The sequence below is a fragment of the Sphingobium sp. RC1 genome (assembly GCF_059738765.1).
Window position 1 is genome coordinate 2545673 of the sequence record NZ_AP027306.1, and the last position, 26401, is coordinate 2572073.

Annotated in this window: 18 protein-coding genes; 8 read left to right on the plus strand and 10 right to left on the minus strand. The window is 62.9% G+C overall.

Annotated elements, in window-relative coordinates:
- Window positions 1-111 precede the first annotated feature (111 nt).
- On the plus strand, window positions 112-2214 hold the full coding sequence (locus AC6JBC_RS12760) for an autotransporter assembly complex protein TamA (protein WP_498024644.1): 2103 nt from the start codon (window positions 112-114) through the stop codon (window positions 2212-2214).
- Window positions 2214-6428 (plus strand): translocation/assembly module TamB domain-containing protein, encoded by a 4215-nt coding sequence (locus tag AC6JBC_RS12765; protein ID WP_498024646.1) that lies wholly within the window; start codon window positions 2214-2216, stop codon window positions 6426-6428. The genes AC6JBC_RS12760 and AC6JBC_RS12765 overlap by 1 nt, the downstream gene beginning before the upstream one ends.
- Here AC6JBC_RS12765 and AC6JBC_RS12770 read toward each other — a convergent pair.
- The 4 genes from AC6JBC_RS12770 to AC6JBC_RS12785 form a co-directional block, all read right to left on the minus strand.
- Window positions 6422-6883, minus strand: a complete 462-nt coding sequence (locus tag AC6JBC_RS12770; RefSeq protein WP_498024647.1) for a GFA family protein — start codon at window positions 6881-6883, stop codon at window positions 6422-6424. The two genes, AC6JBC_RS12765 and AC6JBC_RS12770, sit on opposite strands and share 7 nt — an antisense overlap.
- A gap of 70 nt (window positions 6884-6953) precedes the next feature.
- Window positions 6954-10556: an error-prone DNA polymerase gene (locus AC6JBC_RS12775; RefSeq protein ID WP_498024648.1), complete on the minus strand. Its 3603-nt coding sequence runs from the start codon at window positions 10554-10556 to the stop codon at window positions 6954-6956.
- Window positions 10553-12148, minus strand: coding sequence for a Y-family DNA polymerase (locus tag AC6JBC_RS12780; protein ID WP_498026077.1), 1596 nt, complete (start codon window positions 12146-12148; stop codon window positions 10553-10555). The genes AC6JBC_RS12775 and AC6JBC_RS12780 overlap by 4 nt, the downstream gene beginning before the upstream one ends.
- The gene (locus tag AC6JBC_RS12785) at window positions 12045-12860 is read right to left on the minus strand and encodes an ImuA family protein (protein ID WP_498024649.1); all 816 of its coding nucleotides are present in this window, start codon (window positions 12858-12860) and stop codon (window positions 12045-12047) included. Before AC6JBC_RS12785 ends, AC6JBC_RS12780 begins: the two co-directional genes overlap by 104 nt.
- 159 nt (window positions 12861-13019) lie before the next feature.
- On the opposite strand from AC6JBC_RS12785, the gene AC6JBC_RS12790 reads away from it, so the two are divergent.
- Window positions 13020-14390, plus strand: coding sequence for a sulfotransferase domain-containing protein (locus AC6JBC_RS12790; RefSeq protein WP_498024651.1), 1371 nt, complete (start codon window positions 13020-13022; stop codon window positions 14388-14390).
- Between the two features lie 168 nt (window positions 14391-14558).
- Here AC6JBC_RS12790 and recA read toward each other — a convergent pair whose 3' ends face one another.
- From recA to dapA, 6 genes are all read right to left on the minus strand, one after another.
- Window positions 14559-15632: a recombinase RecA gene (gene recA / locus AC6JBC_RS12795; RefSeq protein WP_464787942.1), complete on the minus strand. Its 1074-nt coding sequence runs from the start codon at window positions 15630-15632 to the stop codon at window positions 14559-14561.
- A gap of 102 nt (window positions 15633-15734) precedes the next feature.
- A complete protein-coding gene (locus AC6JBC_RS12800; RefSeq protein ID WP_498024653.1) occupies window positions 15735-16091 on the minus strand; it encodes a response regulator in 357 nt (118 codons plus the stop codon).
- Window positions 16092-16171: 80 nt separating this feature from the next.
- A complete protein-coding gene (locus AC6JBC_RS12805) occupies window positions 16172-18595 on the minus strand; it encodes a hybrid sensor histidine kinase/response regulator (protein WP_498024654.1) in 2424 nt (807 codons plus the stop codon).
- Between the two features lie 44 nt (window positions 18596-18639).
- Complete coding sequence (locus tag AC6JBC_RS12810; protein ID WP_498024655.1) at window positions 18640-19230, minus strand: DUF2062 domain-containing protein; 591 nt, start codon at window positions 19228-19230, stop codon at window positions 18640-18642.
- Between the two features lie 17 nt (window positions 19231-19247).
- On the minus strand, window positions 19248-19730 hold the full coding sequence (smpB, locus tag AC6JBC_RS12815) for an SsrA-binding protein SmpB (RefSeq protein WP_196225111.1): 483 nt from the start codon (window positions 19728-19730) through the stop codon (window positions 19248-19250).
- Between the two features lie 45 nt (window positions 19731-19775).
- On the minus strand, window positions 19776-20654 hold the full coding sequence (gene dapA / locus AC6JBC_RS12820; RefSeq protein ID WP_498024657.1) for a 4-hydroxy-tetrahydrodipicolinate synthase: 879 nt from the start codon (window positions 20652-20654) through the stop codon (window positions 19776-19778).
- Between the two features lie 154 nt (window positions 20655-20808).
- On the opposite strand from dapA, the gene AC6JBC_RS12825 reads away from it, so the two are divergent.
- From AC6JBC_RS12825 to AC6JBC_RS12845, 5 genes are all read left to right on the plus strand, one after another.
- A complete protein-coding gene (locus tag AC6JBC_RS12825) occupies window positions 20809-22848 on the plus strand; it encodes a lytic transglycosylase domain-containing protein (protein ID WP_498026078.1) in 2040 nt (679 codons plus the stop codon).
- Window positions 22849-22954: 106 nt separating this feature from the next.
- A complete protein-coding gene (gene greB, locus AC6JBC_RS12830; RefSeq protein WP_498024659.1) occupies window positions 22955-23437 on the plus strand; it encodes a transcription elongation factor GreB in 483 nt (160 codons plus the stop codon).
- Window positions 23438-23595: 158 nt separating this feature from the next.
- Window positions 23596-23877, plus strand: a complete 282-nt coding sequence (locus AC6JBC_RS12835) for a DUF1330 domain-containing protein (RefSeq protein ID WP_498024660.1) — start codon at window positions 23596-23598, stop codon at window positions 23875-23877.
- Window positions 23878-24142: 265 nt separating this feature from the next.
- Window positions 24143-24925, plus strand: a complete 783-nt coding sequence (locus AC6JBC_RS12840) for a polyphosphate kinase 2 family protein (protein ID WP_498024661.1) — start codon at window positions 24143-24145, stop codon at window positions 24923-24925.
- Window positions 24926-25010: 85 nt separating this feature from the next.
- Window positions 25011-26330, plus strand: a complete 1320-nt coding sequence (locus tag AC6JBC_RS12845; RefSeq protein ID WP_498024662.1) for a methyl-accepting chemotaxis protein — start codon at window positions 25011-25013, stop codon at window positions 26328-26330.
- The last annotated feature ends 71 nt before the right edge of the window (window positions 26331-26401 follow it).

Genomic DNA, 26401 nt, shown 5'->3' on the forward strand with positions numbered 1-26401 from the left:
GCCGACGCCTGAGGGAAGCGGTTCACGGCCAGCGGCGGAACCGAAACAAGCCCTTGCGCGTATTCGTCTTCCCCGCGTGCACGGCGGACGGAAAGGGGCAGTTGAATTTACATGGGTTCCAGGCAGGCGAAACGCGCCCGGCGTGCCTTGGGCGTTCTGATGATCGCTGCGTCACCCCTGTCGCTGCAAGCGCAGACATCCGCTGGTACGGTTGCTGCAGGGCAGGAGCCGCCGATTCTGCCCGACGAGGAATTTGAAGCGCGGTTGCCCGAGGCTGGCGAGAGCGACGCAGCCAACCCTTCCGCTCCGCTGCCGTCGATAGACAGCTGGATCGACCAGCAAATGCCGCAGGCCAGCGCCCCCGCCGAACTGCCGCCCGCCACTGAACCTCCAGCGGAAGCGGAGCTGGCACAGCCCCTGCCCCCGCTCGACAGCGTGACCGTGCCTACACAGGTGGCAAGCGACAGCCCGCACGAAAAGACGGCGGAGATCCGCTACGCCGTGGAGATTGATGGTTTCGGCAAGACCGGCCTTGAAGATGAATTCCGAGGCGAGTCATCGCTGGTCGATGGCAAAGGACGCGCCGACACTGCCGCTATGGTGCAGGCGCGCGCCCATGAGGATGAAGCGCTCGCCGTGCGGCTGCTCTATTCGGAAGGCTATTATGACGCGACCGCCCTCGCCTCGCTCGACCAGACGGGCAACGGCACGCTGAAGGCAGTGCTGTCCGTCACCCCCGGCAAGCGGTACAAGATCGGCGACATCGTCATCAACGCCGGGCCAACCGAGCCGCCCGACCTCGTCCGCGATAGCCTGCCGCTCAAGACCGGCGACTATATTGTGGCCGCCGATGTGGAAAGCGCGGAGGCCAATGTCGGTGTGAAGCTGCCCGAAAATGGCTACCCCTTCGCCAAGGTCGGGGAACGGGACATATTGCTCGACCCCGCGACGATCACCGGCGACTACACCCTGCCGGTTGAGGTCGGCCCACGCGGGTCGTTCCGAGGCATCACCACCTCTGGCCGCAAGCAAGCCTTCGGCGCTGACCATATGAAGGTCATCAGCCGCTTCAAACCCGGCGAACTATATGACAGCCGCAAGGTGGATGACCTGCGCCGCGCCCTTGTCGCGACGGGCCTCTTCTCCAGCGTCGCGGTCGATCCGGTGCGCACGAACGAGCCCGGCCCCGATGGCACCGAATATGTCGACCTGCATGTCGATCAGGAGGCGGGTCCGCCCCGCACCCTGGCGGGCGAGCTTGGCTACGGCACGGGACAGGGCTTCCGCGCCGAGGGCACTTGGACGCACCGCAACCTCTTCCCGCCAGAAGGCGCGCTGATCGCGAAGGTTATCGCGGGCACGCAGGAACAGGGCGTCTCCGGCACCTTCCGCCGCTCCAATGCGGGCAAGCGGGACAAGACCTTCCAGGCTGGCGCCCTGCTCAACCATCAAAATTATGATGCCTATGAAGCCTTCACCGCAGGCCTCAATATCAGCTGGTCGCGCCAATCTACGCCGATTTTCCAGAAGCGCTGGACCTACACCTATGGCGCGGAAATCCTGCTCTCAAACGAGCAGACGACGATCGATCCGGCAACGGCGGAAAAGCGGCGCCTGACCTATTTCATCGGCTCGTTGCCGGTGCAGATCGGCTATGACCGGTCGGACGATCTGCTCAACCCAACCAAGGGCTTCCGCGCCAATTTGCGCCTGTCGCCCGAAGCATCGCTACAGGGCAACCTGTCCCCCTATGTGCGCGGCACGTTTGATCTCAGCGGCTACTACCCCGTCTCCGATGCGCTGGTGATCGCGGCGCGAACCCGGCTGGGCACGATCAGCGGCGCTGCGCGCGACCAGATCGCTCCATCGCGCCGCGTCTATGCAGGCGGCGGCGGGTCGGTGCGCGGCTTTGGCTATCAGGAACTGGGGCCAAAGGACGTCAATGACGACCCGATCGGCGGCCGGTCCCTCAATGAATTCGCTGTCGAAGGCCGCTACCGCTTCGGCAATTATGGGGTGGTTGCCTTCGTCGATGCGGGCCAGGTCTATGAAAGCGCCATCCCGAAATTCTCCGACATCCGATATGGCGTAGGTTTGGGCGGCCGCTTCTATACCGACTTCGGCCCCTTCCGGGCGGACATAGCCATGCCGATCAACCGTCAGCCCGGCGAGTCCAAATTCACCCTCTATATCGGCATTGGGCAGGCTTTCTGATGGCTGAAGACACGCCTCCTCCCGATTCTGAAAGCCAGACCGTGGTCATCCGGGAAGGGCGGCCGCTCTGGCAAAAGATAGTGCTGGGTGTCACCCTCCTGATCCTTGGCATCGTCGTGCTAGGCGCTGGATTGCTGCTTTCCCTGAACACCCCGCCGGGCAAGAAATTCCTGATCCGCCAGATCGCGGCGCTGAAGCTGGAATCGGGCATGACGATAGAGGTCGGGCGGATCGAAGGGTCGGTCTATAGCGACATGGTCATCCATGACCTTGTCCTGCGCGACCCCAAAGGCCCGTTCGCGGCATCGCCACGCGTGCACGTCGTGTGGAGCCCCTTCCGCTACCTCAACAATCATATCTCCGTCCGCCTGCTGGAAAGCCCGCTGGTCGTGCTGGCGCGCAGCCCGCAGTTCAACATCACGAAAAGCGACCCCAACGCGCCGATCCTCCCCGACCTCGACATCGACGTCGATCGCTTGAAGATCGCCAAGTTCGTGCTGGCCAAGCCGGTGATCGGCCAGAAGCGCGAAATCGCCATCGATGGCGTCACCCACATAGCCGATGGCCGCGCGCAGCTTAGCGCCAATGCCGTCGTCGACAGCGGCGACCGGCTTCAGGCGTGGCTGGACGCCGTGCCGGAACAGAGCCGCCTCGCCATGAAGGGCACGCTGACCGCACCCAAGGGCGGCGTCATCGCAAAGATGAGCGGCCTCACGGATGGCCTGACCGCAACGTTGGACGGGCGCGGCACATGGCAGGCGTGGAATGGCCGGGTCGTCGCCAATTCACCCAAGGGAGAGCTTGCAAACATCGCCCTCGCCGCGCGCGACGGCAACTTCACGGCCAAGGGTCCTGTGCGCCCCGGCCTCGTCTTTGCCGGAACTGTCGATCGACTGACCACACCCGCCCTTAATCTCGATCTCTTCGCCGGGCTCAACGAGCGGCGCGTGAACATCAAGGGGTCACTGCGCTCCACCGCGCTTGCCGCAACGGCGCAGGGGCTCATCGACCTTGGCAAGAGTCGGCTCAGCGGGCTCAAGATCGACGCGGCGTTGCTGACGCCCGGCGCGATCATGGAAAAGGTGCGGGGCAAGGATGTGCGCGCTTCGATCATCCTCGATGGCCCGATGGCGACGCCGTTCATCGATTATGACCTGAGCGCCGCAATGCTTGCCTTCGACCAGACCGGCATCGAGGGATTGAAGGCCAGCGGCCGGGCGGTGATTGACGCCGATCGCATCCGCATTCCCGTCAACGCGACTGCACGACGCGTGACCGGCCTCAATGCCGCCGCGGGCGGGCTGCTGCAAAACCTGCGGGTCAAGGGCGACTTCGCCTACGCCGCGGGCAAGCTGATCAGCGACAACCTCAAGATCGACAGCGACCGGGTCGATGCCACCGCCATCGTCCTCGCCGACCTCGACAACGCCATTTACCGGGGCGCACTCAAGGGGCGTGTGAACGATTACAAGATTGATGGCGTCGGCATCGTCAACCTCAACACCGATGTGAAGCTAGTGCCCGGACCCAAGGGAGGCTGGGGCCTTTCAGGCAAGTTCGGCGTCCGCACGGCCCGCTGGGAGAACGCCTCCGTCCGTGATTTCCTGGGCGGCAACGCTGTCGCCTCAGGCCGCATCGGCATGACGCCGGAAGGGAAATTCACCCTTGCCGACCTGAAGGGCGCGGCACCCAATTTCCGCATCCATTCCGGATCGGGCAGCTACGACACGAATGGCGCGATCACGTTCGACGCCTCGGCCACGTCAAACCAATATGGCCCGCTGGCGCTCAACGTTCGCGGTACGATGGAACGGCCCCAAGCAGTCCTGCGCGCGGCCCGGCCCAATGTCGGCGTGCAGCTCTCCAATGTCGTCGCGAAGCTGAATGGCGAGGTGGGCGGCTATCGGCTGGAGGCGACAGGCGGCTCTGCCTATGGCCCCTTCTTCGCCAATGTGCTGATCCGCACGGCCAAGGGTCCGCTCACCATCGACATCACGCGCGCGCGCTTCGCTGGCGTCGATATGAACGGCCGCCTCCAGCAGACAGCCGCAGGACCGTTCGCCGGACAGCTCGCCATGAACGGCTCAGGCATCACCGGCGCCGCACGACTTTCAGCGGTAGGCAAGGCGCAGGGCATCGCGGTGAACGCGAAGGCCAGCAACGCCCGCCTGCCCGGCGAGGCCGATGTGGTGATCGGCCGAGCGATCGCGACGGTGGACATCATACTCACCGACCAACCCCGCATCACCGCCGATGTCCAGATGGCGAACGCCGCCTATGGCGACTATGTCGTGCGAAAAAGCCGCGTCCGGATCAATTATCAAGGCGGCCGGGGCCGCGCGCAACTGGTGGCCGACGGATCGACGGGCGTGCCCTTCTCCATCGCGGTGAATGCAGCACTTCGCCCAAACCTCTACGCCGTCGCGCTGGAAGGCAAGGCGAGCAACATCCCCTTCCGCTTCACCCAACCCGCGATCATCCGCATCGAACCGCAGAGCTATCAGCTGGAGCCAGCGACGCTCGTCCTGCCTCAAGGTAAGGTCGATCTCGCCGGACGCTTCGGCAACCAAACCGCCCTCCAGGCGCGGTTCAAGGATTTCGATCTCGCCATCATGAACATCGCCAGCCCCGGCCTCGGCATCAGTGGCAAGGCGACAGGCGCGATCGACTTCAACCAGAGCGGCAACGCCTTCCCCACCGCCACGACGCGCATCGCGATCAACGACTTCCGCCGTTCCAGCCTGTCCGCCGTGTCCGATCCTGTCTCCATGGCGATTGAAGGCCGTCTCTCGGGGCGCGGCGGCGACCTGCGCGGAATCATCCGGCGCGGCAATGCATCGCTCGGCCGCTTTATCGCCACGCTCGCGCCTCCCGGCCCCGGATCAAGCTGGACAGAGCAGCTCCAATCCGCCCCGATCGGTGGCGGCATCCGCTATGCCGGGCCTGCCGATGTGCTCTTCTCCTTCTCTGGTCTCGCTGACCAGCAACTCACCGGCCCCATCGCCGTGGCGGCGGACTTCAGCGGCCGTCTCACCGCCCCGCGACTCAACGGCCTCGTCCGTGCCAACGCGCTGACCTACGAAAATGAGACCTTCGGCACGCGCCTGACGCAAATGCGCCTCGATGGCCGCTTCACCAACGATCGGTTGGAGATACGCGACTTTTCCGGCCGCGCGGGCGACGGCACCGTGCAGGCGAGCGGCTCGGTCGGTCTCGCGGCCGAAAGCGGCTACCCCATGAACATCGCGATCAAGCTGGACCACGCCCGCATCGCCCGGAGCGAAGCCATCACCAGCGTCGTCACCGGCATGATCAACGTGACCAACAGCGCGGCAGACGGCGGACTGATCAAGGGCGACCTGTCGCTTCCCGAAACCCGCTACCGAATCGCATGGCAGGGCGGCGCCGACATCCGCCAGCTTCAGGGTGTCCGGCGCAAGGGCGAAGGCACCGACCTGCTCGACCAGCGCGTCGCGTCCCGGCAGGCGGCTGCCAAGCCGACCGACTGGAAGCTCGACATCCGGGTGCGCGCCGACAATGAAATCTACCTGACAGGCATGGGCCTCGATTCCGAATGGAAGACCAACATGCGGGTCACCGGCACTACAAAGGCTCCGCGCGTGGTCGGCAAGATCGAGGTGATACGTGGCCGCTACAGCTTCTCAGGGCACCAGTTCGACCTTGAACAGGGGATCATCACCTTCAACGGGCCGATGATGAACCCCGTGCTGGCGATCCGCGCCGAAACCCGGATAAACACGGTGGCGGCAGGCATCGCCGTCGGCGGCACGGCGCAGAAGCCGGACATCAGCTTCATCTCGACACCTACCCTGCCACAGGACGAGATATTGGCGCGCATCCTGTTCGGCGACAATGTCGCTAACCTGTCCGCCACGCAGGCGATCCAACTAGCCGCCGCGCTCAACGGGTTGCGCGGTGGCGGCGGCGGCCTCAATCCAATGGGCAAGTTGCAGAATGCGTCAGGGGTCGATCGCATCGGCATCGTCAGCGGTGACAAGGAAACGGGGCGCGGCGCATCGCTGGCTGTGGGTCAACACATCTCCAACAATATCTATGTGGAGGTGATCACCGACCCCAAGGGCTTCACCGCCACCCAGCTGGAAATCTCGCTGTCAAAGACGCTCAGCCTGCTGTCGAAGACCGGCACCAACGCCGGATCATCAGCAAATCTGCGCTATTCGAAGGATTATTGAAGCCGCTCGGCGCGGTAGCGGGCGATCAGCCCCTCATATTCATCCATGGCGGGAAAGCGCTCAAAGCTGATCGCTGCGCCGGTCTTCGCCCAAGGCAGCTTCTCCGCCGTTTGCGTCTCCATCCACGGCGCGAACCAGCTGGCATCGTCCAGCATCGTCGCGCGAACATTGACGAAGCCCATGTCGGCGGCGGGCCTGGTGAAGACCCAGCTCTTGCACCAGTCGCAATGATGATGGTGGACGTCTTGCCCATGCAGCCCGCCGATCACCGGGTCGCCCGCGATCAGTTCAAAGCCGCCCGAGGGCATGATGATCGTGGTGGAAAAGGCACTGCCCGTCATCTTCTGGCAGCCGGTACAATGGCAAGCCGCCTCACCCCATGGCGCTTCGTTCAACCGGAAACGCACACGGCTGCACCGGCAACCACCTTCGATGGGGAGATTGGGAATTGGCATGGGATTTCTCCTGATTTTGGGATGAAAGTTTATCCTCCCCATCGGAAGATGGGGAGGATTTTCCAGTCCCTCAATGAAAGTCCCGAGACCTCGGCAATATCCGCACATTGCGCGGATGGCTGGACGTGCGCGGATGCTGAGGGTGAACAAACTCATCCGCCCGCGACAAGGCGATCTGTGGCCTATGCGTATCCGACAGACGCGACAGCTCTGCGGTGCGATCATGCACGCGGCTCGCCATCAGGTGGACGACCCCCTCCTTGCTCCGCTGCACCTCGCCCTCGACCAGCATCAGCCGCGACGCCATCACCGGCCGCCGCTGCATTTCGAACAGCCGCGCCCACAGCAAAATGTTGGTGACCCCGGTCTCATCCTCGATCGTGATGAAGACGACATTGCCCTTGCCCGGCCGCTGCCGCACCAGCACCACACCCGCTGTCCGCACCTTCGTCCCGTTCTTCGCAGCCGATGTCTGGGCGCAGCTCAGCACCCCCTCGGCGGCAAAAACCGGCCGCAGGAACTGCATCGGATGCCCTTTGAGCGACAGGCGCGTCGTCTGGTAATCGGCCGCGACCTGTTCGGCGAGCGGCATGGCGGGCAACATCGCGTCCGGCTCCTGCCCCAATTCTCCCGCCGCCTTCTGGTCCCGCCTTCGCGCAGCGGCGAACAGCGGCAATTCATTGGATGGCGTCCGCCGCGCTTCCCACAACGCCGCCCGCCGGTCCTGTCCCAGAGACCGGCAAGCGTCCGCATCCGCCAATAGCCGCAACGCCCGCGCAGGCAACCCAGCCCGCCGCGCCAAATCCTCCAGGCTTGTAAACAGACCCGGCTCCCGCGCCTCGACCATCTGCGCAGCCCAAGCCTCGCGAAAACCATCGATTTGACGAAGACCCAGCCGCAGCGCCAACGCCCGCCCTTCTCCTTCACCCCGCCCCACGTTCCGCGACCGAAGCAGCGGTTCAAGCGCATTGTCCCACCCGCTCATATTCACATCCACATCATGCACGGCAACGCCATGCTCGCGCGCATCCCGCACGATCTGCGCCGGAGCATAAAAGCCCATCGGCTGGGAATTGAGCAGCGCGCAGGCAAAGACGGCAGGCTGATGGCATTTGATCCACGCCGACACATAGACCAGCCGGGCAAAGGACAAGGCATGGCTTTCAGGAAAGCCATAGCTGCCGAACCCCTCGATCTGGCTATAGCAACGCTCGGCAAAATCCTGCTCATAGCCGCGCCGCACCATGCCGCCGATCATTTTCTCCTTGAACTTGTCCATGCCCCCCACCTGCCGGAAAGTCGCCATCGATCGCCGCAGTTGATTGGCTTCCGAAGGCGTAAATTCCGCCGCGACAATAGCTAGCTTCATCGCCTGTTCCTGGAACAGGGGGACGCCGTAGGTATCCTTCAGCAACTCTCGCAATTCGTTGGGATTATGCGGTGGGCTAGGCGAAGGAAATTCCGGCTTCTCAAGACCTGCCCGTCGCCGCAGATAGGGATGCACCATATCGCCCTCGATCGGCCCAGGCCGAACGATCGCAACCTGCACCGTCAAGTCGTAAAGATTTTCCGGCTTCAGGCGCGGCAGCATGTTGATCTGCGCCCGGCTTTCCACCTGAAACACACCGATGCTGTCCCCCTTCTGAAGCATGGCGTAGACCGCAGGGTCTTCGGAATCGAGATCGACGGTCAGGTCATGATCGCCCAGGTTATGACGCCGCATCAATTCATAGGCCCTGCGAATGCAGCTCAACATGCCGAGCGCGAGCACATCGACCTTCATCAGCCCAAGCGCATCGATATCGTCCTTGTCCCATTCAATGAAGCTACGATCAGGCATCGCGGCATTGTGAATGGGCACCGTTTCATCCAGCCGGTTCTGGGTCAGAACAAAGCCACCGACATGCTGGGACAGATGCCGGGCAAAAGGCGCACGGATCAACTGCTGAACCAGCGAACGCAACCGCACGATCTCCGCATTGTCGAGGGAAAAGCCTGCATCGATGAAACGCCCATCCCCCAGATCGCTTGAGTAGCTGCCCCATACCGTACTCGACAGGCGCGCCGCGATATCTTCGCTCAGACCCAGCACCTTCGTCACTTCGCGCAAAGCGCTGCGCGACCTGTAATGGATGACGGTCGCGGCGATCCCCGCCCGCTCGCGCCCGTAGCGGCGGTAGATATATTGCATCACCTCCTCACGCCGCTCATGTTCGAAATCGACGTCGATGTCGGGCGGTTCGTTGCGCTCTTCCGACACGAAACGGGAAAAGAGCAGGTCGTGCTTCATAGGATCGACGGAAGTAACGCCCAGCAGGAAGCAGACGATGGAATTGGCGGCAGACCCCCGCCCTTGGCAGAGGATAGGCGGCTTTTGTGCGCGGGCGAAACGGACAAGATCGTGAACGGTCAGGAAGTAATAAGCATAGCGCTGCATTCGGATAAGGCGCAGCTCCTGTCCGATCAGCGCCCTTACCTTGGGAGGCAATCTGCGCCCGTAACGGCGCTTTGCCCGGCGACGCACCAAATCCTCCAGCCAGCCATCAGGTGACCAGCCGGACGGCACCGGCTCATGAGGATATTCATATTTTAGGTCGGTGAGGACGAAGTCGATCTCATCAACGAAGCGGATCGTTTCAGCCAGCGCTTGCGGATAGGCGGCATAAAGGCGGGCCATTTCCCGCGGAGATTTGAGATGCCGCTCAGCATGCGCTTCCAGCCGTCGCCCCGCTTGCTTGAGCGTCACGCCATCACGAATGCAGCTGAGCACGTCCTGCAATGGCCGCGATGTCGCTTCGGCATACAGCACATCATTGGTCGCGATGACTGGCACGCCCACCTCACGAGCAGTCTGCTGAATAGCGGTGGCATGTCGGCGGTCGCGCCCATGATAGTACCGAGTCAGGCCAAGCCACACGCGTCCCGGGGCTTTGTCCTGCAACCGGTGCAATGCCTCCTGCCATGTGGGCGGAGAGGCAGGCGGCACCAGTTTCAGGTGGAAAATGGGCAACGCCTCATCACCGGAAGGATAATCAGGGGGAGCCTTGTGCGCTTCTTGGGGCCGAGCCGTGGATAGCGGCAGGACAATCAACAAAAGGTCGTCAAGGTGGCTAAGCAAATCACCAAAGGTAAGAATGCAATCTCCCTTCACCGCCTCCATATTGCCCTTGGTCAGCAGGCGGGTGAGCCGTCCCCAGCCGAGGCGGCTTTTGGGATAGGCCAGAATGTCAGGCGTGCCATCGACAAAGACCAGACGAGCGCCCACCACCAGACGCAGATCGGTGTGACAGGCCGCCTCTTCCTCGGCAGTCAGCTCGGCCGCTTCACCCCTCTCCTTCTTTTCTTTGATGCTAGCGGCGCGCGCCTTGTCCGGCGCGTCACGCAACGCGACATAGGCGCGCACCACGCCAGCCACGCTGTTCCTGTCAGCAATACCAATGGCGCGAAGCCCCAGATGATTGGCTTGTGCGACAATATCTGAAGGGTGCGAGGCGCCGTGCAGGAAGCTGTAATTGGACATGACGCCCAGTTCGGCGAAGGCTGGGCCTTCTCTTGACGCTGGCGGTCTTACAGGCTGCTCTTGCCGCTTCTTCTCCCTTCCCTCAATCATGTCCAACTCCCGCCGGTCGGGGGACTTGGGCTTGGACGGATCAGGCCCCTTGCCGCGTTTCATGCGAACAGGCCGTGGATGTACCAGCCGGGATGTAGCGCCTCCGTGCCGTAAAGGCCGTGGCGGAAAATCCAGTAGCGGCGGCCGCGCGCATCCTCGATCCGGTAATAGTCACGCGTCATCCCTGCGCTTTCGCCCGCCAGCGCACCGTCCTTCGCCTTCCACCATTCAGGTGCGATCCGTTCCGGCCCTTCATAGCGGGTCACTTCATGCGCGCTACGCCGCCAGCGGAAATGATGCGGTGGACCGTCTGGCACCTCCGCCACCACCTCGATCGGCTGGGGCGGGTCGAACAGGTGGATGGGGCGCATCGGCGGATCGCCGGGCTCTCCCTGACGCGGCCAGTTGGACGGCGCGCGGCTTTCGATCGCAGGCAGCGCAAGCTGCGCCTGCTCGGGAATATGGCTGTCGCGCGGTTCAAGACGCTGGATGCGGTTACGGCCAGCCCGGACGGACAGCCGATCGACCAGCGCAGCCACCGCTTCCTCGCGCTTGGCCTCTCCTCCTTCCAGCGCCAGTTGGGTCGCGGCCATCGGTTCGGTCTGCGGCACGGTAAGGCGCAGCATGTCGAAGCCGAAACCGGGATCGACCGGATCGGACAGGCTGTCGATCCGCTCCTGCACCAGCCGCATGATCGCAGGCGCATCGCGCACCGGCAAACCTGTTTCCACCCGCAGCGGAAAGGCTAGGCCATCTGTGCGGAAGAACAGCAATTCGAACCGCCGCCCGCCCTCGCCCCGCTCGGTCAGTCGCTCGCCCGCTTCGGCCGCCATCTCCTTGACCCGTTGCAAGGCATAGGCGGTGCTGCCCACCGGCTCTGCGAAACGGCGCTCGATACGGAGGACAGGACGCGGGTGGCGGGGGGCAAGGGGGCGATGCCCCAGACCCAGCAGGCGGTGCAGCGCATCGACCGCCTCCTCGCCAAAGCGCGCGGCCAACGTCGCTGCGGGCCGGGCGGCAAGATCGCCGATGGTGCGCAACCCCGCGCGCCGCAGCGCTACGCCGCTCTCCTGCTCCAACTCCAGCGCCTCGACCGGCAAGCGACGCAAGGCGGCGTCCTCATCGGGCGCTGGCCCTGCCGAAAAGCGGCACAGCGCATGCGCGCCCTCCGGCGTCCCCGCTACTGCATGACGCACCTCCATGCCGTGCCGTTCAAACCGGTCCACCGCCTCGCGCGCCAGGGCTTCCTCACCGCCCCACAGATGCGCGCAGCCGGTGATGTCCAGCATCAGCCCATGCGGCGGATCGATCGCGGCCGCAGGCGTATAGCGCGCGCACCCATCGCACAGCCGCTCCAGCCAATCCTGATCCGCATGATGATCGGCCTCGAAGCTGACCAGATCCGGCTCTTGCGCCCGTGCATCGGCCAGCGTCATGCCCGCGCTCAGGCCCAGCGCCAGCGCATCAGCGTCCGGCGTCACAAGACGCATGGCCCCGCGCACAGCCTCCACAATGACGACCGGCCCGGCACCGGCCTGCGCTTGCCACAGGTCAGGCCGCGCGATGCGCAGCCGATCGACCGGCAGGAAGGGGAACCACAGCGCCAGGTAGCGCCGCCTCGTCAGCGTGTCCTCCGCTTGCCCATCCATGCTCATGGCGTTCATCGCACTCTTCTCCAAAATCTCCCCGCTCGGCATCCCACACCATCCGCCATGTCATGCCGTCTGCGCCCGAACGGCGGCGCAACAGGTGGAGCGAGAAAGCGCTCATGCCCGGCGCATTGCCCGGCAACGGCACGGATGGCGCAGCCTCCACCCGCCAGCGTGTTTCCGCCGCGCTCGGCACCGGATCGCCGCCGATCCGCAGCACGAAGGCGGTCACCCCCGACGTCTCCGCCGCCAGCGCCAGACGGCGGCTGGCAGTCAGGTCCAGCAGCGGCGCGCGTCCGCGCAGTTCGATGACCAGCGCGCCCAGCGCCGGGCAACGCAGCGCATCAACCGCCGCGCGCAACAGCAGCGCCTCATCCTTCATGACGCCGATCAGCAAATGGGCTGGATCTATTCCAAGCGCGGAGAGCCCCGGGCCATAAGGTTGACCCGCCGTTCCATCTGGAAGGCGCAACCAGAACAGAGGAGCCTCACGCGCTGCAAGATGGGCAAGGATCAGGGAAAGACCGGCAGTAGCGCCCTCATCTTCAGCATTCCCGAACAATTCATGCACCCGGCCGCTGGCAAGGCCACCCTGCAATGCCTGATCAAAAGCCGCATGTCCGGTCGCGATACGCGCGCCTGCTTTGACGGCCGGAATCCCTTCCAGTGATGCAATGTGCCGCCTGAGGGCTGCAAGCCTGTTCACCGAATCCACCATAGAATGTTCTCTATATGTTCTTTTCGGCGATAGTACATCCCCTGTCAATCAACTTGGCTGCCATCAGAAAAAAGGGAGGATGGTTTCAGCTTCTTACACACATTGGCCATCATCCGGAAAAGTTTCACACCCGGCTTTCTGCCAAGCTAATCTGTGTTGATGGACACGCCCCACATTGCCTCGCTGGCTCATGCGCCCTTCATTCTGGCGCGCCGCATCGCTTCGGCTCGCAGCCTGCGTCTTGTTTCCAGCGCTGCGACTGCGCTCCTCGCCTCCTACCCGAAGTCGGGCAGGACCTGGCTCAGGTTTATCCTGGCGCAATATTTCCTCGCGTCGCGTGCATATCCGCCCATTACGACCCAGAGCATGTTCACCTTCGCGCCCAATTTCGACTTGGATCCGGTGCGCGGCATACCGGCCTTTGTCCGCAGATCGGAGGAGGCCTCTTTCCCCCTGATCCCTTCCACTCATCTGCGCTTCAAGCCGACCCTGCCCGGTCGGCTTCCCATCATATTCCTGATCCGGGATCCGCGGGCCGTGCTCATTTCCGACTATCACCATGTGACCCGGCACAAGATGTCGTTTCAAGGCAGCGTTGATGATTTTCTCAGGGATGAGAATAGAGGCCTGCCCCACTATATCAAATATATGAACAGCTGGGCCAATGGCCTCGAACGGCATGATCATCACATCATATATTATGAGGATCTACTGCTTCAAACGGAGGCAGAAGTCGAAAAGATGCTCAATTTCCTGGATGAGCCAGTCAATAGCCGTGCTCTTGTATATGCGGTGGAAAACTCATCCTTTGAAAAGCTCAAGGCATTGGAACTCGCCCAGGGCATTCCCGGCCATGAATATGACAGATCGGATTCAGATGCCCTGCGGATCAGAAAGGGACAGTCCGACAGCTTCCGCCAGGAACTGACGATCGAGCAACAAAAATTCATCGAGGATGGCTGCAAATCTCAGTTGCACCCCCGGATGCTGGCCAAGCTGGATCGATACGGCTTTTCGGACCCGCCTTCGTCATCCACCGTGAAACCGATAGGGATATCGCAATCCGCGGCGCCCGAAAGACAAGTGCATGATCCAGTAACCAAGCGCCGCCTTCCCTCTCTTGGCGTGCAACTCTTGAGCGAGGCGATGGTCATAATCGGCCTCGCCGCCATGCTCATCGCCCCGACCATTCTGGCAATAGAAGTAGGCGAATGGTTTTTCCGGCGGGAATGGGATGGTCATTCCCTGGAAGATGGCCTCGCCTTGTTCGGGATCGACCGGGTCGGGCCTTTGGAAACACCGACCGAACAGATACTGGACGTCTTTCTCGCGCTGCCACTGACCATCGCTTTGTTCATGAACGGCCTCCTCATATTCCTGGCTGCCGTACATTTTGGAGACTGGGGTCTTCAGGGCGTACGGCTCAAGAAAAAGCTCGCCGTCGAGCAGAGCAAAAGGCGCCAGCGGAGCCACGCCAAAAATCCGCCCTCGGACCTCAAACCGGCAGGAATGGTGAATCCCAGCCGCTGATCAATGTTCATCTGGCCCTGTTGAGCAAGCCACGCCCAGTCGCGCTTTATAACGGTAAAAGGCCCGCCCCGCGAAAATGCGCGGGCGGGCCTTTTCAGTGCGTGAAACGAAAGGCGGGCAGAGCCGCGCGGCTATCCTGCGGCTGATCCGGCCGCAGGATAGCCGTGCTTATTCGCCATCATCCTCCGCTTCGGGTCCGGTCATCATCCCTTCGGCGACCTCTTCGGTCTTGCCCCGGATCACCTTTTCCAGGCGCTCCGCCATTTCGGGATTTTCCTTGAGGAAGGTCTTGGCATTTTCACGACCCTGGCCGATGCGGACGGAGTCGTAGGAGAACCAGGCGCCCGACTTTTCGACCACGCCAGCCTTAACGCCAAGGTCAAGTATCTCGCCGATCTTCGAAATCCCCTCGCCGTACATGATGTCGAATTCGACCTGCTTGAACGGTGGGGCGACCTTGTTCTTCACCACCTTCACGCGGGTTGCGTTGCCGACAATATCGTCGCGATCCTTGATCTGGCCGGTGCGGCGGATGTCGAGGCGAACCGACGCATAGAATTTGAGCGCGTTGCCGCCTGTCGTCGTTTCCGGATTGCCGTACATGACGCCGATCTTCATGCGCACCTGATTGATGAAAATCACCAGGCACTTTGAACGCGAGATCGAACCGGTGAGCTTGCGGAGCGCCTGGCTCATCAGACGCGCCTGAAGGCCGACATGGCTATCGCCCATTTCGCCTTCGATTTCAGCGCGCGGCACCAGCGCGGCGACCGAGTCCACCACCAACACGTCGATGGCATTAGAGCGCACCAGCGTATCGACGATCTCCAACGCCTGTTCGCCGGTATCCGGCTGCGACACGATAAGTTCGTCGATGTCGACGCCCAGCTTCTTGGCATAGGCCGGATCGAGCGCATGTTCCGCGTCCACAAAGGCCGCAATGCCGCCGGTCTTCTGCGCCTCTGCAATGGCGTGCAGCGCCAGCGTGGTCTTGCCCGAGCTTTCAGGGCCATAGATTTCGATGATACGGCCGCGCGGCAGGCCGCCGATACCCAGCGCGATGTCGAGCCCCAGCGATCCCGTCGAAACCGCCTCGATCTCAATCTTCTCGCGGCTGCCCAGCTTCATGGCCGAACCTTTACCGAAGGCGCGGTCAATCTGGGAAAGGGCCGCTTCCAATGCTTTCTGTCTGTCCATTGTCCCTGTCTTCTTGGAATCGATGAGTGAGAGCATTGCTGTCATCGGCCTATCCCCTGTCAAGCGGAAGCGCCGATTCAGTGGCGCCTTGGCCATCATGTATCCCCTTTGTTCTCAAAGAACAAGAGGGGAACGGAAATTTCCTATTTAGGCGGAAAGAACCTTCGTCAGCGCCCGCTCAACGGCGCCAATCGTGTAAGGTTTTGCCAGAGTCGGCCGATCCGAATGCCCTGACGGCACGTCATCAGCCATGCCCCCTGTCGCGAAAATAAAGGGGATGCCGTTTTGTGCCAGCAGGTCCGCGACCGGCCAGCTTTTCTCACCCTGCAAATTGCAGTCCACCAACGCGGCGTCGAAGCCGCCCTTGCGCGCATGGTCGCACGCCTCGTCCACCGACACGGCAATGGCATGCAGGCGATATCCCAATGTTTCGAGATAATCTTCCAGCATCATGCCGATCATCGCTTCATCCTCGACCACCAGGATGGTCTTGCCGTCCGACATGTGCGATCCCCTATTTCGTTACGCTCGCTATCTTATCATCGGCGCGCGGACCAGCATAAACGCCTGATCGTTCAAGAAGTTCATTCCACCCCTGCACCCATTGCCAGGGCGTCCCGGGCGGCCTCGGCCAGCTGGCTGACGGAAAATGGCTTGGGCAGGAAGGCGACATTGGCAAGGTCGATCGACTTGCGCAGCTGCTCCTCGGCATAGCCCGACATGAACAGCACGGGAAGGTCGGGATGCGTATCCCGTGCCCGCGCGACCATGGATGGGCCATCCATATTGGGCATGACCACGTCGGAGATCAGCAGGTCAATCTTCTCGCCGCTCGCCAGCACCTCAAGCCCCTGCTCGCCATCATTGGCGGTCAGCACCTTGTAACCCTGCCGCGAAAGCGCCCGTTCGGCGACGGCGCGGACCATATCCTCGTCCTCGACCACCAGCACCGTGCCCGTGCCCCAGGTCTCGCTGCGTTTGATCGGCAGCTTGGCGGGAATCGCCTGCTCCATGTCCGCGCCCTGATAGACGGGCAGGTAGATGACGAAGCTCGCCCCCCGGCCAATTTCAGATTCGGCGAAGATATAGCCGCCCGATTGCTTGACGATGCCATAGACGGTGGAGAGGCCAAGCCCCGTGCCCTTGCCCAATTCCTTGGTCGTGAAGAAGGGCTCGAATATCTTCGAAAGAATGTCGGGCGGAATGCCAAGGCCGGTATCTGACACGCGCAGCGCGGTATAATCGGCGGCGGGCAATATCTCCTGCCGCATCTCTCGCACCTTGCCCGCCGGGACGGCATAGGTCTGGATATTGAGGATGCCACCTTCGGGCATGGCGTCACGGGCATTGACGGCCAGGTTCACGATCACCTGCTCCAACTGGCCCGGATCGGCCCGCACCGCGCCCAGATTGCGGCCATGGCTGACCTCCAGCTTCACGCTTTCGCCCAGCAGGCGCTTCAGCAGGTTGGAAACGTCAGCGACGATGTCCGGCAGCTGTAGTACCTGCGGGCGCAGCGTCTGCTGGCGCGAGAAGGCGAGCAGCTGACGCGTCAGCCCCGCCGCGCGGTTGCTGTTCGATTTGATCTGCTGAATATCGTCATAATCGCTGTCACCCGGCGTATGGCGCATCAGCATCAGGTCACAATGGCCGATGATGGCGGTTAGGATATTGTTGAAGTCATGCGCGACACCGCCCGCAAGCTGGCCGATTGCCTGCATCTTCGTCGCCTGCGCCACCTGCCGCTTGAGCTTGCTCTCCTCGCTATTGTCCTTGAGGCTGAGCAGCACCGCCGCTTCGCCAAGGCCACGCACACCCGCCAGGCTGAGCGCCGTCGGTTCCTCCGGCTCGTTGCGCAACCTGATCGCGATATCGCCCGACATTTGCGGGCCAACGGCAAAGCGGCGTACGGCGTCGGCGACCGCCGCCTGATCCTCCCGCACCACCAAGTCACCGGGATAGCTGGGCCGCTCGGCACGCTTGAGCCCCGCCGCACGGGAAAAGGCATTGTTGAGGAACAAGACCCGCCCATCGCGATCCGCCATGGCAAGGCCGAAGGGCAGCAAGGACAGCAGCGTCTCGATATAGGAAAGCGCCGATGTGCCGCCTGCGCTGCCCGCTGGCTCATCGATCAGCAGCAGCAGCATCGGACCATCCTGGCCCACTTGGCTCCCAGCAGGCTGAGCCGCCCGACGCAAAGGGACCTGCAACAACCGCAGCGGCAGCCCGCCCGACTCCTCACGCGCCAGAAACAGCCGTCCCTTGTCATCGACGCGCATATGGGCGGCAAAGTCACGGCCGGTGATATTGGCGTCGATCCGGCCAGCGGCGCGCAGCAGGAAAGCCCCGTTCGCCGCGCGGATGCGCCCTTCACCGCCGATCATCACCGCCATGATCCCGGCCTCGCCCATCTGCCGTCCGGCGTCTCCGGTCAGCAGGCGGTGCACATCATCCAGCGCGTTTGGCTGGCGCACCGGGGTAAAGCGCCACAGCAGATAATCTTCCGACCGGCCCGTGCGGCACAGATCGACATCCAGCCGGAGAGCGCCCTGCGCAACACCTTCGACCCGCGCTTCTCCATCGCGCCAGGCCGCGCGGGCGGCCGCGCTCAGGCTTTCCGTCAGGCCCGGCTCGGCAGTGACATTGGGGGGCGTCGGAAATCCGGGAAACCATTCGCCGAACAGGTCGCTGGCGCAAACAAGCCGCCCTGCCCGGTCGGTCACGGCAATCGCCATGTTGGACGCATCCGCGGCGGCGCGCGCTACCGTCCAATCCGGCACCGCCTCGCCGTCTGCCGCCTCTTCCGGGAAAATACGCCGATACCAGCTGAGCAGTGCGGCAATGGCAAGGATCATGGCGCCGAACCCCGTGGCCATAGCGGGGTTGCCGGTCGCCAAGATGACGAGAACCGCCGAAAGCAGCGCCGCCAGTATCAGCAGCGGCAGGGACAGCCGGGAAGGGCGCTCGCCCGTCCACGCTTCCTCATCCCTTTTGACGCGCGAGGCCATCGGCCGGCCTTCCCCCTGAAAACGCCTGGACTATCCGCTCCGCGTCAGACGCGGGCGACTTCTTCCAATGCGCTGCTTTCGGGTGCCTTGCCAATCCTCAATTTACGCGCATGCCATTTCCGGCCCATCCGATGGCGCCAGATCCAGTCGGCAAGGAAGTAACCGACCACCGCGAACGCGATCGAAATCAGCGCCAGCCCGAACAGCATGGCGGGCGCCGCTTCGGAAAAGAGCCAGCCGCACCATTCGCGGATCGACGCATGTTTATCGACCAACGCCATGAAACCGGAAGCGTCCGCGCTGCGGCCCAGAAACCAGTTGCCCACATAGACGGACGCCATCAGGAACAGCGGTGTCGTCGCGGGGTTGGAAAGAAAAGTCATCGCCGCCGCCAGGGGAATATTGGCCCGGAAAGGCAGCGCCAGCAGCGCAGCCCCTGCAATCTGCACGCCGGGGATCAGCAGGAATATCCCCACCAGCAGCCCCAACGCCACGCCTCGAGGAACGGAACGGCGGGTGAAGCGCCACAGCGAAGGTTCCAGGACACGGTGCGCGACGGGGGCGATGAAGCGGTTGTCTTCCAGCGATTCACGGGTCGGGGCATTGGCGTGCCACCACCGCGACAGGCGGCCCATGCTCGCTCTCGGCCCCATCAGCGATGGTCCTTCATGATACGCTGCTGATCGCGCTTCCAATCGCGTTCCTTGATCGTCTCACGCTTGTCGTGCGTCTTCTTGCCCTTGGCCAGCGCCAGCTCAACCTTCGCCTTGCCCCGGCTGTTGAAATAGACGCTCAAGGGGACAAGCGTCATGCCCTTGCGCTCCACCGCGCCGTGCATGCGCGCGATCTCCCGCTCGTGCAGCAACAGCTTGCGGGGCCGCTTGGGCTCATGATTATAGCGATTGCCATGGCTGAATTCGGGGATGTTGCTGTTGACCAGCCACACCTGATCGCCCTTCACCTCGGCATAGCTCTCGGCGATGTTGCCCTCGCCGAAACGGAGCGATTTCACCTCCGTGCCTTGCAGCGCGATGCCCGCCTCGAACACATCCTCCAGGAAATATTCAAAACGCGCGCGCCGGTTCTCGGCGACGATCTTCTTCTTGTCGAACAGTTCGGGACGGGGGCGGGCCATGGGACTCTTAACTAACTCACTTCACCATATAAGGCCGCAGCCCATTTAGACGAGACCCGCAATTTCCAAAGCCCGATCAACAGCGGCGCGGCTCGATTCCGAAGGCCAGGTGATCGGCAGACGCAGTTCACCGGGCATGTCGGATCGCACGCGGCTGAGCGCATATTTAACCGGCCCAGGTGAAGAATCGCTGAACAGCGCGTCGTGCAATGGGTAGAGTCGATCCTGCAACGCCAGCGCACAAGCCCAGTCACCCGATGCGCAGGCCGTCTGGAACTCCGCACAGAGACGCGGCGCGACATTGGCCGTGACGGAGATGCAGCCCCTGCCCCCCATGGAATTAAATCCCAGCGCGGTTTCGTCATTGCCGGACAGCTGGCAGAAATCATCCCGGCAGGCGAGCCGCTGCGCGGTGACCCGCCCCAGATTCCCGGTGGCGTCCTTGATGCCAACGATCGTCTGATATTCTTCCGTCAGGCGATGGATCACCGGCACGCCAATGTCGGTGATCGTGCGGCTCGGCACATTATAGAGGACGATCGGCAGCTGGCAGCGCTCGGCCAGATAGGCGAAATGCTGATAGACGCCTTCCTGGTTGGGCTTGTTATAATAAGGCGCGACCACCAGCGCCGCGTCCGCGCCAGAAGCCTGCGCCGCGAACATATGCTCCAGAGCGATTCGCGTGTCATTGGACCCGCAACCCGCGATGACCGGCACGCGGCCCGCGGCCTGATCGACGCAGATGGCGACGACGCGATTATGCTCCTCGACCGTCATGGTCGCGCTTTCGCCGGTGGTGCCGCATGGCACCAGAGCGCTGCTTCCCTCCTCGATCTGCCAGTCCACAAGGGCGCGAAACGCGGCCTCGTCCACGCTTCCGTCGCGAAATGGGGTGACCAGTGCCGGAATCGACCCGGAAAACATCAACAAACTCCTTCAATTCACCGGCATTCCGGGGCACACTGTCGAGTGTAGGCCTCGGCGCGCTATAGCGCGTCATTCAAGGCCTGATAAGGATGGAATTGCGATGATGTCCAGTAGGCTGTCAGCTCGCCGCCCCGAAACAGCATTGGTCCGCATGCCCTTGATCGCTCTTCTTCTTTTTACCGCTGGCGCCAGCGCCCAGACCGAAGCCCCCGTTGCGACGCCCTATCCGGCTGGCGCGGTGGTCCAGCAACTGCCCGCCACGACTCAGTCATCGCCTCAGCCATCGCCCTGGAATCAGGTGAGCAGCCGAATCGGCGTCGCGTCCGATCCGTCCATCTCCGCGACGATCAGCCAGTGGCGCGCATTGCAGCAGAGCGATGGCTTGGGCTTTTCCTCCTATGCCAGCTTCATCCTCGCCAATCCCGGTTGGCCGGGGGAGGACCGGATGCGACGGCTGGCGGAAACCGGGATCAATCCCAACAGCTATGATCCGCGTCAGGTTACGGCCTTCTTCGCCCGCTTCCCTGCGCGCACCGCGACCGGCCATGCGCGCAACGCGCTGGCGCTGATGCAGATGGGCCGCATGCCAGAAGCGCGCATCGCCGCACGCAGCGCATGGGTCGGCGGCACGCTTTCGCCGGATGACGAGGCTCGGCTGCTCTCGCTCTTCGGCAGCAGCTGGACGAGTGCGGACCATGACCAGCGCGCCGACGTGCTGCTGTGGGGCGGCGACATCGCCGGGACGCAACGGATGCTCGCTTATGTGACGGCCACGCGGCGGCCGGTCTACGAAGCGCGCATCGCCTTCCGCCAGAAAGCTCCGGACGCCGCAGCTAGGATGCAAGCCGCGGAACCAGTCGGCATATCCGACGCTGGCTTCGTCGCGGACAAGGCGACCTGGCTGTTGAACACGGGCAATTGGATCGCCGCACGGCAATATCTCGCCAACCGGCCCCAGCTGGCCTTCCGCCCGGGCAATGCGGAAAAATGGTATGAGACATTGCTCGGCCAGGCGCGCGCCGCCGCCAACGACAGCCAGTGGAGCTTCGCCTATGGCATCGCCAGCAAGCTGGACGACACCTATGCGCCCGGCACCGACGTTTCCAGCCGCCCGATTGGCGAGCGTGATGACTATACCAGCCTCGCCTGGCTGGCGGGATCGACCGCCTTCTACAATCTGAACCGCCCATCGGACGCGGCGGCGATGTTCCGGCGCTACGCAACGGCTGCCAAATCCCCCCAGACCCAGTCGAAGGGCTATTATTGGGCAGGCCGCGCAGCGCTGGCAGCCGGTGATACGGCTACCGCGACCAGCTATTTCGCCCAGGCTTCGGTGTTCCCGGATCAGTTCTACGGCCAACTTGCCCTGGAACGCGTCGGAAAGCCGGTGCCCGCGCCTGCCCGCGTGGAACGGGCCGTGGAGATTTCCGCCGCCGATCGCACCGCCTTCGCCAGTCGCTCCGTCGTCCGCGCGGTGAAAGCGCTGGGGCAGATGGGCTATTGGGAGGATCAGAGCAAATTCGCCCGCGCGATCGCCAATAATGCCGACAGCGACAGCGACCATTATCTCGCCGCCGAACTCGCCAAGAGCATCGGCAGGCCCGACATGGGCGTGATGGTCGGCCGCCGCGCCGTGTCCAGCGGCCTCACCGGCTATGGCGAAAGCGCCTTCCCCCGGGTGCCCGTGCCGCCGACGGCCCAATCCAACTGGACGATGGTGCATGCCATTGCGCGGCAGGAAAGCCAGTTCGACCGCCAGATCGTCAGCCACGCTGGCGCGCGCGGCCTGATGCAGCTCATGCCCGGCACCGCGCGCGAACAGGCGGGCAAGCTTGGCCTTGGCTACGACCCCGGCTCGCTCAACGACCCGAGCTACAACATCATGCTCGGTTCATCCTATTTCCAGCGCATGCTCGACTATTATGGCGGCAGCTATCCACTGGCGGTCGCGGCCTATAATGCGGGGCCGGGCAATGTGAACCGCTGGGTCACCGCCAATGGCGACCCCCGCCTGCCGGGCGCCGACATGTTGCGCTGGATCGAGCAGATCCCGCTTTTCGAAACGCGGAACTATGTACAGCGCGTGCTGGAAAATGCGGTCGTCTATGAAGCCATGAACCCCGAACGCGCCCGCTTCCGGGGTTCCAATACCCCACTCTCCAAATATCTGGGCAAGCAAACTCCAGGCTGACCGCCTTTATTCTTCGTTCGGGCTGAGCCTGTCGAAGCCCTTCACTTCTCTTCGTTGAGATGAGGACTTCGACAAGCTGCATTCGAAGGGATAGGGAAGTCCGGTCATGACCCCTCACCCCAACTACATCAGCCCCGAAGGCTTTGCGAAGCTACGCGCCGAATATGACCAGTTGCTTGGGCAGGAGCGGCCACGCATCGTGGAGATCGTCAGCTGGGCAGCGGGCAATGGCGACCGCAGTGAGAATGGCGACTATCTCTACGGCCGCAAGCGCATGCGCGAAATCGACGGCCAACTCCGCCGCCTGTCAAAGAAGATGAAAGACGCCAAAGTCGTCGATCCCCGTCAGCAACCCGACAAGACCCGCGTCTTCTTCGGCGCGACCGTGACGATCGCTGACGAGAACGACAATCACCGCACCGTCACCATCGTCGGCAATGACGAAGCCGACGCCAGCGCAGGCCGGATCGGCTGGAACTCCCCCATCGCGCGCGCCCTGCGCAACGCGGCGATAGGCGACCTGCGCCGCGTCATGCTGCCCGCCGGGGAAAAGGAATATGAGGTGATGGAGATCGGTTATCCGGAGTGAGCACGTCCAAATGACTGGCTTCCCAACGTCGCCGTGGCCGCTGCGTTACACATGATCCTGTCAAAGGGTCTGAAAGCGACCACAGCACGCCGTTCAATGCCGATTGACCTGCCTACATTTCCCGCCATGCTTCGCATCGGTTAGGAGGCTTGCTGTCAATGCTCATTCTCGTTCAGCTCGACATTTCCGAAGCGGATATTGGCTTGTTCGAGGAGTACGAGTCTCAGGCGCTCCCTCTCCTGGAAAATCACGGCGTACAACTGCTTGAACGATTGCGCTCGATGGATGGCAAGCTGGAAGTCCATGTGCTGCACTTTCCTAGCGACAGGGCGTTGGATGCATTCCGGGCCGACCCAGCCAGAGCACGGCTACAAGAATTGTGGCTGCGGTGTGGAGCCTCAACCAGCCTCACGGAAGTTCGACGATTAGACCAGCAGTAAAATAAAGCTCCAAAAATTGGCTCTCATTTCTAAATTGCCGAAAGCCTCCAATCTACTTACCATCCAGACCTATCGCCGCCAGCCAAAACACCGAACCGGCGCGCCCGTTACGGGATGTGGCGCGTCCTTGATGGCGAACAGACCATGTCGCTTGTAAAAGCGATGTGCCGCAAGGTTGGTGACAGTACGGCGCATGGGCAAGGCAGATTTGACTTTTTAGCGCTTCGGGCGTTGCTTCCTGATCTGAACAGGAAGGATGACGCGCATGGCGATAGACCTTGCCGATTATGAGAAGGGCAAGCCTCTCAAAGGCGACTATGAGGCGGAGCTGGAAAAGCTGCAGGAGCGGCTGGCGAAGATTCAGGTTGCCCATGTGATCCATGACCGCCGATCGGTCATCTTGTTCGAAGGTTGGGATGCGGCGGGCAAGGGCGGCATCATCAAGCGCATGACCGCACAATGGGACCCGCGCTATTATCGCGTCTGGCCCATCGCCGCGCCGTCCGCCGAAGAATGCGATCATCATTTCCTCTGGCGTTTCTGGACGCGGCTGCCCGCGGGCCGCAACATCGCGGTGTTCGACCGCAGCTGGTACGGGCGCGTGCTGGTGGAACGGGTGGAAGGGCTCTGTTCCAAGGGCGAATGGAAGCGCGCCTATGACGAGATCAACGCCTTTGAGAAGCAGCAGGCGGACGCGGGCACGAACATCATCAAGCTGTTCGTCCATATTACCCAGGAAACGCAGGACAAGCAGCTGGCTCAGCGGCTCGATACGCCGTGGAAGCGGTGGAAGACGGGCAAGGAGGATTATCGCAACCGGGCGCGGCGCGACGATTATCTCGACGCGATGCACGACATGTTCAAGAAGACGGACAGCAAATATGCGCCATGGCATGTGATCGACAATAACCACCGTGCGGCTGGGCGGATCGCCGCACTGAAATATGTGGCCAAGTCATTGGAAAAGCTGGTGCCGATGGATTTTCCTGAGGCCGACCCGGAGGTGGTCAAGCTCGCCAAAGAAGCATTCGACTATCAACTGCCATAAAAAACCAAGACAAAACAGTGCGTTGTCATAAATCTGTCATCAAAACCTAACTGCTCATTTACCATTCGGGCGCTACCAGCGGCTCATGTACGCGCCCATGATGCTCGATCCTTCGCCGTCGCTGCCTCGCTGGCAGGGCTTGCCCTTCGTCTCTACCAGCCCGGCGATCCGGGCCGGACGGCCGTTGAGCGAAGCGGTGGAGCATTTTCAGCAAAACCCTTCGCTGCGGCTGCTGCCCGTGCTGGACGAAGCGGATCGGCCCAAGGGCGCGATCTACGAGCGGGACATGCGGCGGATTTTGTTCAATCCGTTCGGTCATGCGCTGCTGCGCAACCCCAGCTTTGGCGGGCGGCTGGATGATCATATCCGGCCCTGTGCCTCGGTCGAGCGGAGCGCGACGATCGAGATGCTGATCGACCTCTACGCGGCGCAGGGGCAGAAATGCGAAGGGCTGATCGTCATAGAAGGCGGCCGTTATGCCGGGATGGTCGGCGGGCAGTTGCTGCTGAAGCTGGCGGCGGAGCGGGATGCACGCGTGGCAATCGCGCGGGCCGAGCGGCTGGAGCGCGTGACGCGGGAGAGCGGCAGCTTTCGCGACGATATCGCAACGCTGATCGCCGATCTGGTGGGGATGGCCGACATGCTGTCCCGGCTGGCGAGCGACGCGGCGGAAAGAGCGGCCCATAACGGGCAGGCGGCAGCAGGCATGGCGGTGGCCGCCGCGCAAACCGCTGACAATCTGTCCGGTATCGCTGGGTCGGCCAACGACCTTGGCCTGCTGTTCCAATCGATCGAGGACGAGGTGCGTCAGGCTGGCGCCGCGATCAAGGCGGCGGTCGAACAGACGCGACTGGGATCAGCCCAGACCCAACAGTTGCGCGTTCAGGCTGATGGCATCGGAGAGGTGACGGCGTTGATCGACGCGGTGGCGCGGGCGACGGCCACGCTGGCCCTGAACGCGGGCATCGAGGCCGCGCGAGCCGGGGAGGCGGGGCAAGGCTTTGCCGTTGTGGCGCGCGAGGTGAAGCTGCTCGCGGGGCAAACCCGCGACGCCGCGGCGGAAATTGCCGACCGGATAGACCATATCCGCGCGACCGTCGGTCATGTGGCGCAGGGCCATGAGCTGATGGGTTCTGCCATCGAGACGGCCGATCGGCTGTCGGCTTCCGTGTTCGACGCGGTGGCGCGCCATGGCGCCTTCAGCCGGGGCATCGCCGCCAGCATGGCCGAAGCGGGCGAGTCCAGCGATCATGTCCGGCTGAGCGCCAGCCAGATCAGCGGCAATGCCGACGCGGCGGTCGATGGCGCGCGCAACATCCGTCATGCGGCAAGCCAATTGGCGGGCGAAGCGCAACGGCTGGACGCGCGGGCCAGCCTCTTTATCGAGGCTATTCGATTGGATTGACGCCGACTTCAGGGAAAAATGGCTGGCGCCATGCGCAAATGCGGCTAACCTCAACATCCAACAAGAAGGAG

Coding starts and splice junctions, on each gene's coding strand:
- AC6JBC_RS12760 (WP_498024644.1), top strand. CDS start 112: ATGGGTTCCAGGCAGGCGAAACGCGCCCGGCGTGCCTTGGGCGTTCTG.
- AC6JBC_RS12765 (WP_498024646.1), top strand. CDS start 2,214: ATGGCTGAAGACACGCCTCCTCCCGATTCTGAAAGCCAGACCGTGGTC.
- AC6JBC_RS12770 (WP_498024647.1), bottom strand. CDS start 6,883: ATGCCAATTCCCAATCTCCCCATCGAAGGTGGTTGCCGGTGCAGCCGT.
- AC6JBC_RS12775 (WP_498024648.1), bottom strand. CDS start 10,556: ATGAAACGCGGCAAGGGGCCTGATCCGTCCAAGCCCAAGTCCCCCGAC.
- AC6JBC_RS12780 (WP_498026077.1), bottom strand. CDS start 12,148: ATGAGCATGGATGGGCAAGCGGAGGACACGCTGACGAGGCGGCGCTAC.
- AC6JBC_RS12785 (WP_498024649.1), bottom strand. CDS start 12,860: ATGGTGGATTCGGTGAACAGGCTTGCAGCCCTCAGGCGGCACATTGCA.
- AC6JBC_RS12790 (WP_498024651.1), top strand. CDS start 13,020: ATGGACACGCCCCACATTGCCTCGCTGGCTCATGCGCCCTTCATTCTG.
- recA (WP_464787942.1), bottom strand. CDS start 15,632: ATGACAGCAATGCTCTCACTCATCGATTCCAAGAAGACAGGGACAATG.
- AC6JBC_RS12800 (WP_498024653.1), bottom strand. CDS start 16,091: ATGTCGGACGGCAAGACCATCCTGGTGGTCGAGGATGAAGCGATGATC.
- AC6JBC_RS12805 (WP_498024654.1), bottom strand. CDS start 18,595: ATGGCCTCGCGCGTCAAAAGGGATGAGGAAGCGTGGACGGGCGAGCGC.
- AC6JBC_RS12810 (WP_498024655.1), bottom strand. CDS start 19,230: ATGGGCCGCCTGTCGCGGTGGTGGCACGCCAATGCCCCGACCCGTGAA.
- smpB (WP_196225111.1), bottom strand. CDS start 19,730: ATGGCCCGCCCCCGTCCCGAACTGTTCGACAAGAAGAAGATCGTCGCC.
- dapA (WP_498024657.1), bottom strand. CDS start 20,654: ATGTTTTCCGGGTCGATTCCGGCACTGGTCACCCCATTTCGCGACGGA.
- AC6JBC_RS12825 (WP_498026078.1), top strand. CDS start 20,809: ATGCCCTTGATCGCTCTTCTTCTTTTTACCGCTGGCGCCAGCGCCCAG.
- greB (WP_498024659.1), top strand. CDS start 22,955: ATGACCCCTCACCCCAACTACATCAGCCCCGAAGGCTTTGCGAAGCTA.
- AC6JBC_RS12835 (WP_498024660.1), top strand. CDS start 23,596: ATGCTCATTCTCGTTCAGCTCGACATTTCCGAAGCGGATATTGGCTTG.
- AC6JBC_RS12840 (WP_498024661.1), top strand. CDS start 24,143: ATGGCGATAGACCTTGCCGATTATGAGAAGGGCAAGCCTCTCAAAGGC.
- AC6JBC_RS12845 (WP_498024662.1), top strand. CDS start 25,011: ATGTACGCGCCCATGATGCTCGATCCTTCGCCGTCGCTGCCTCGCTGG.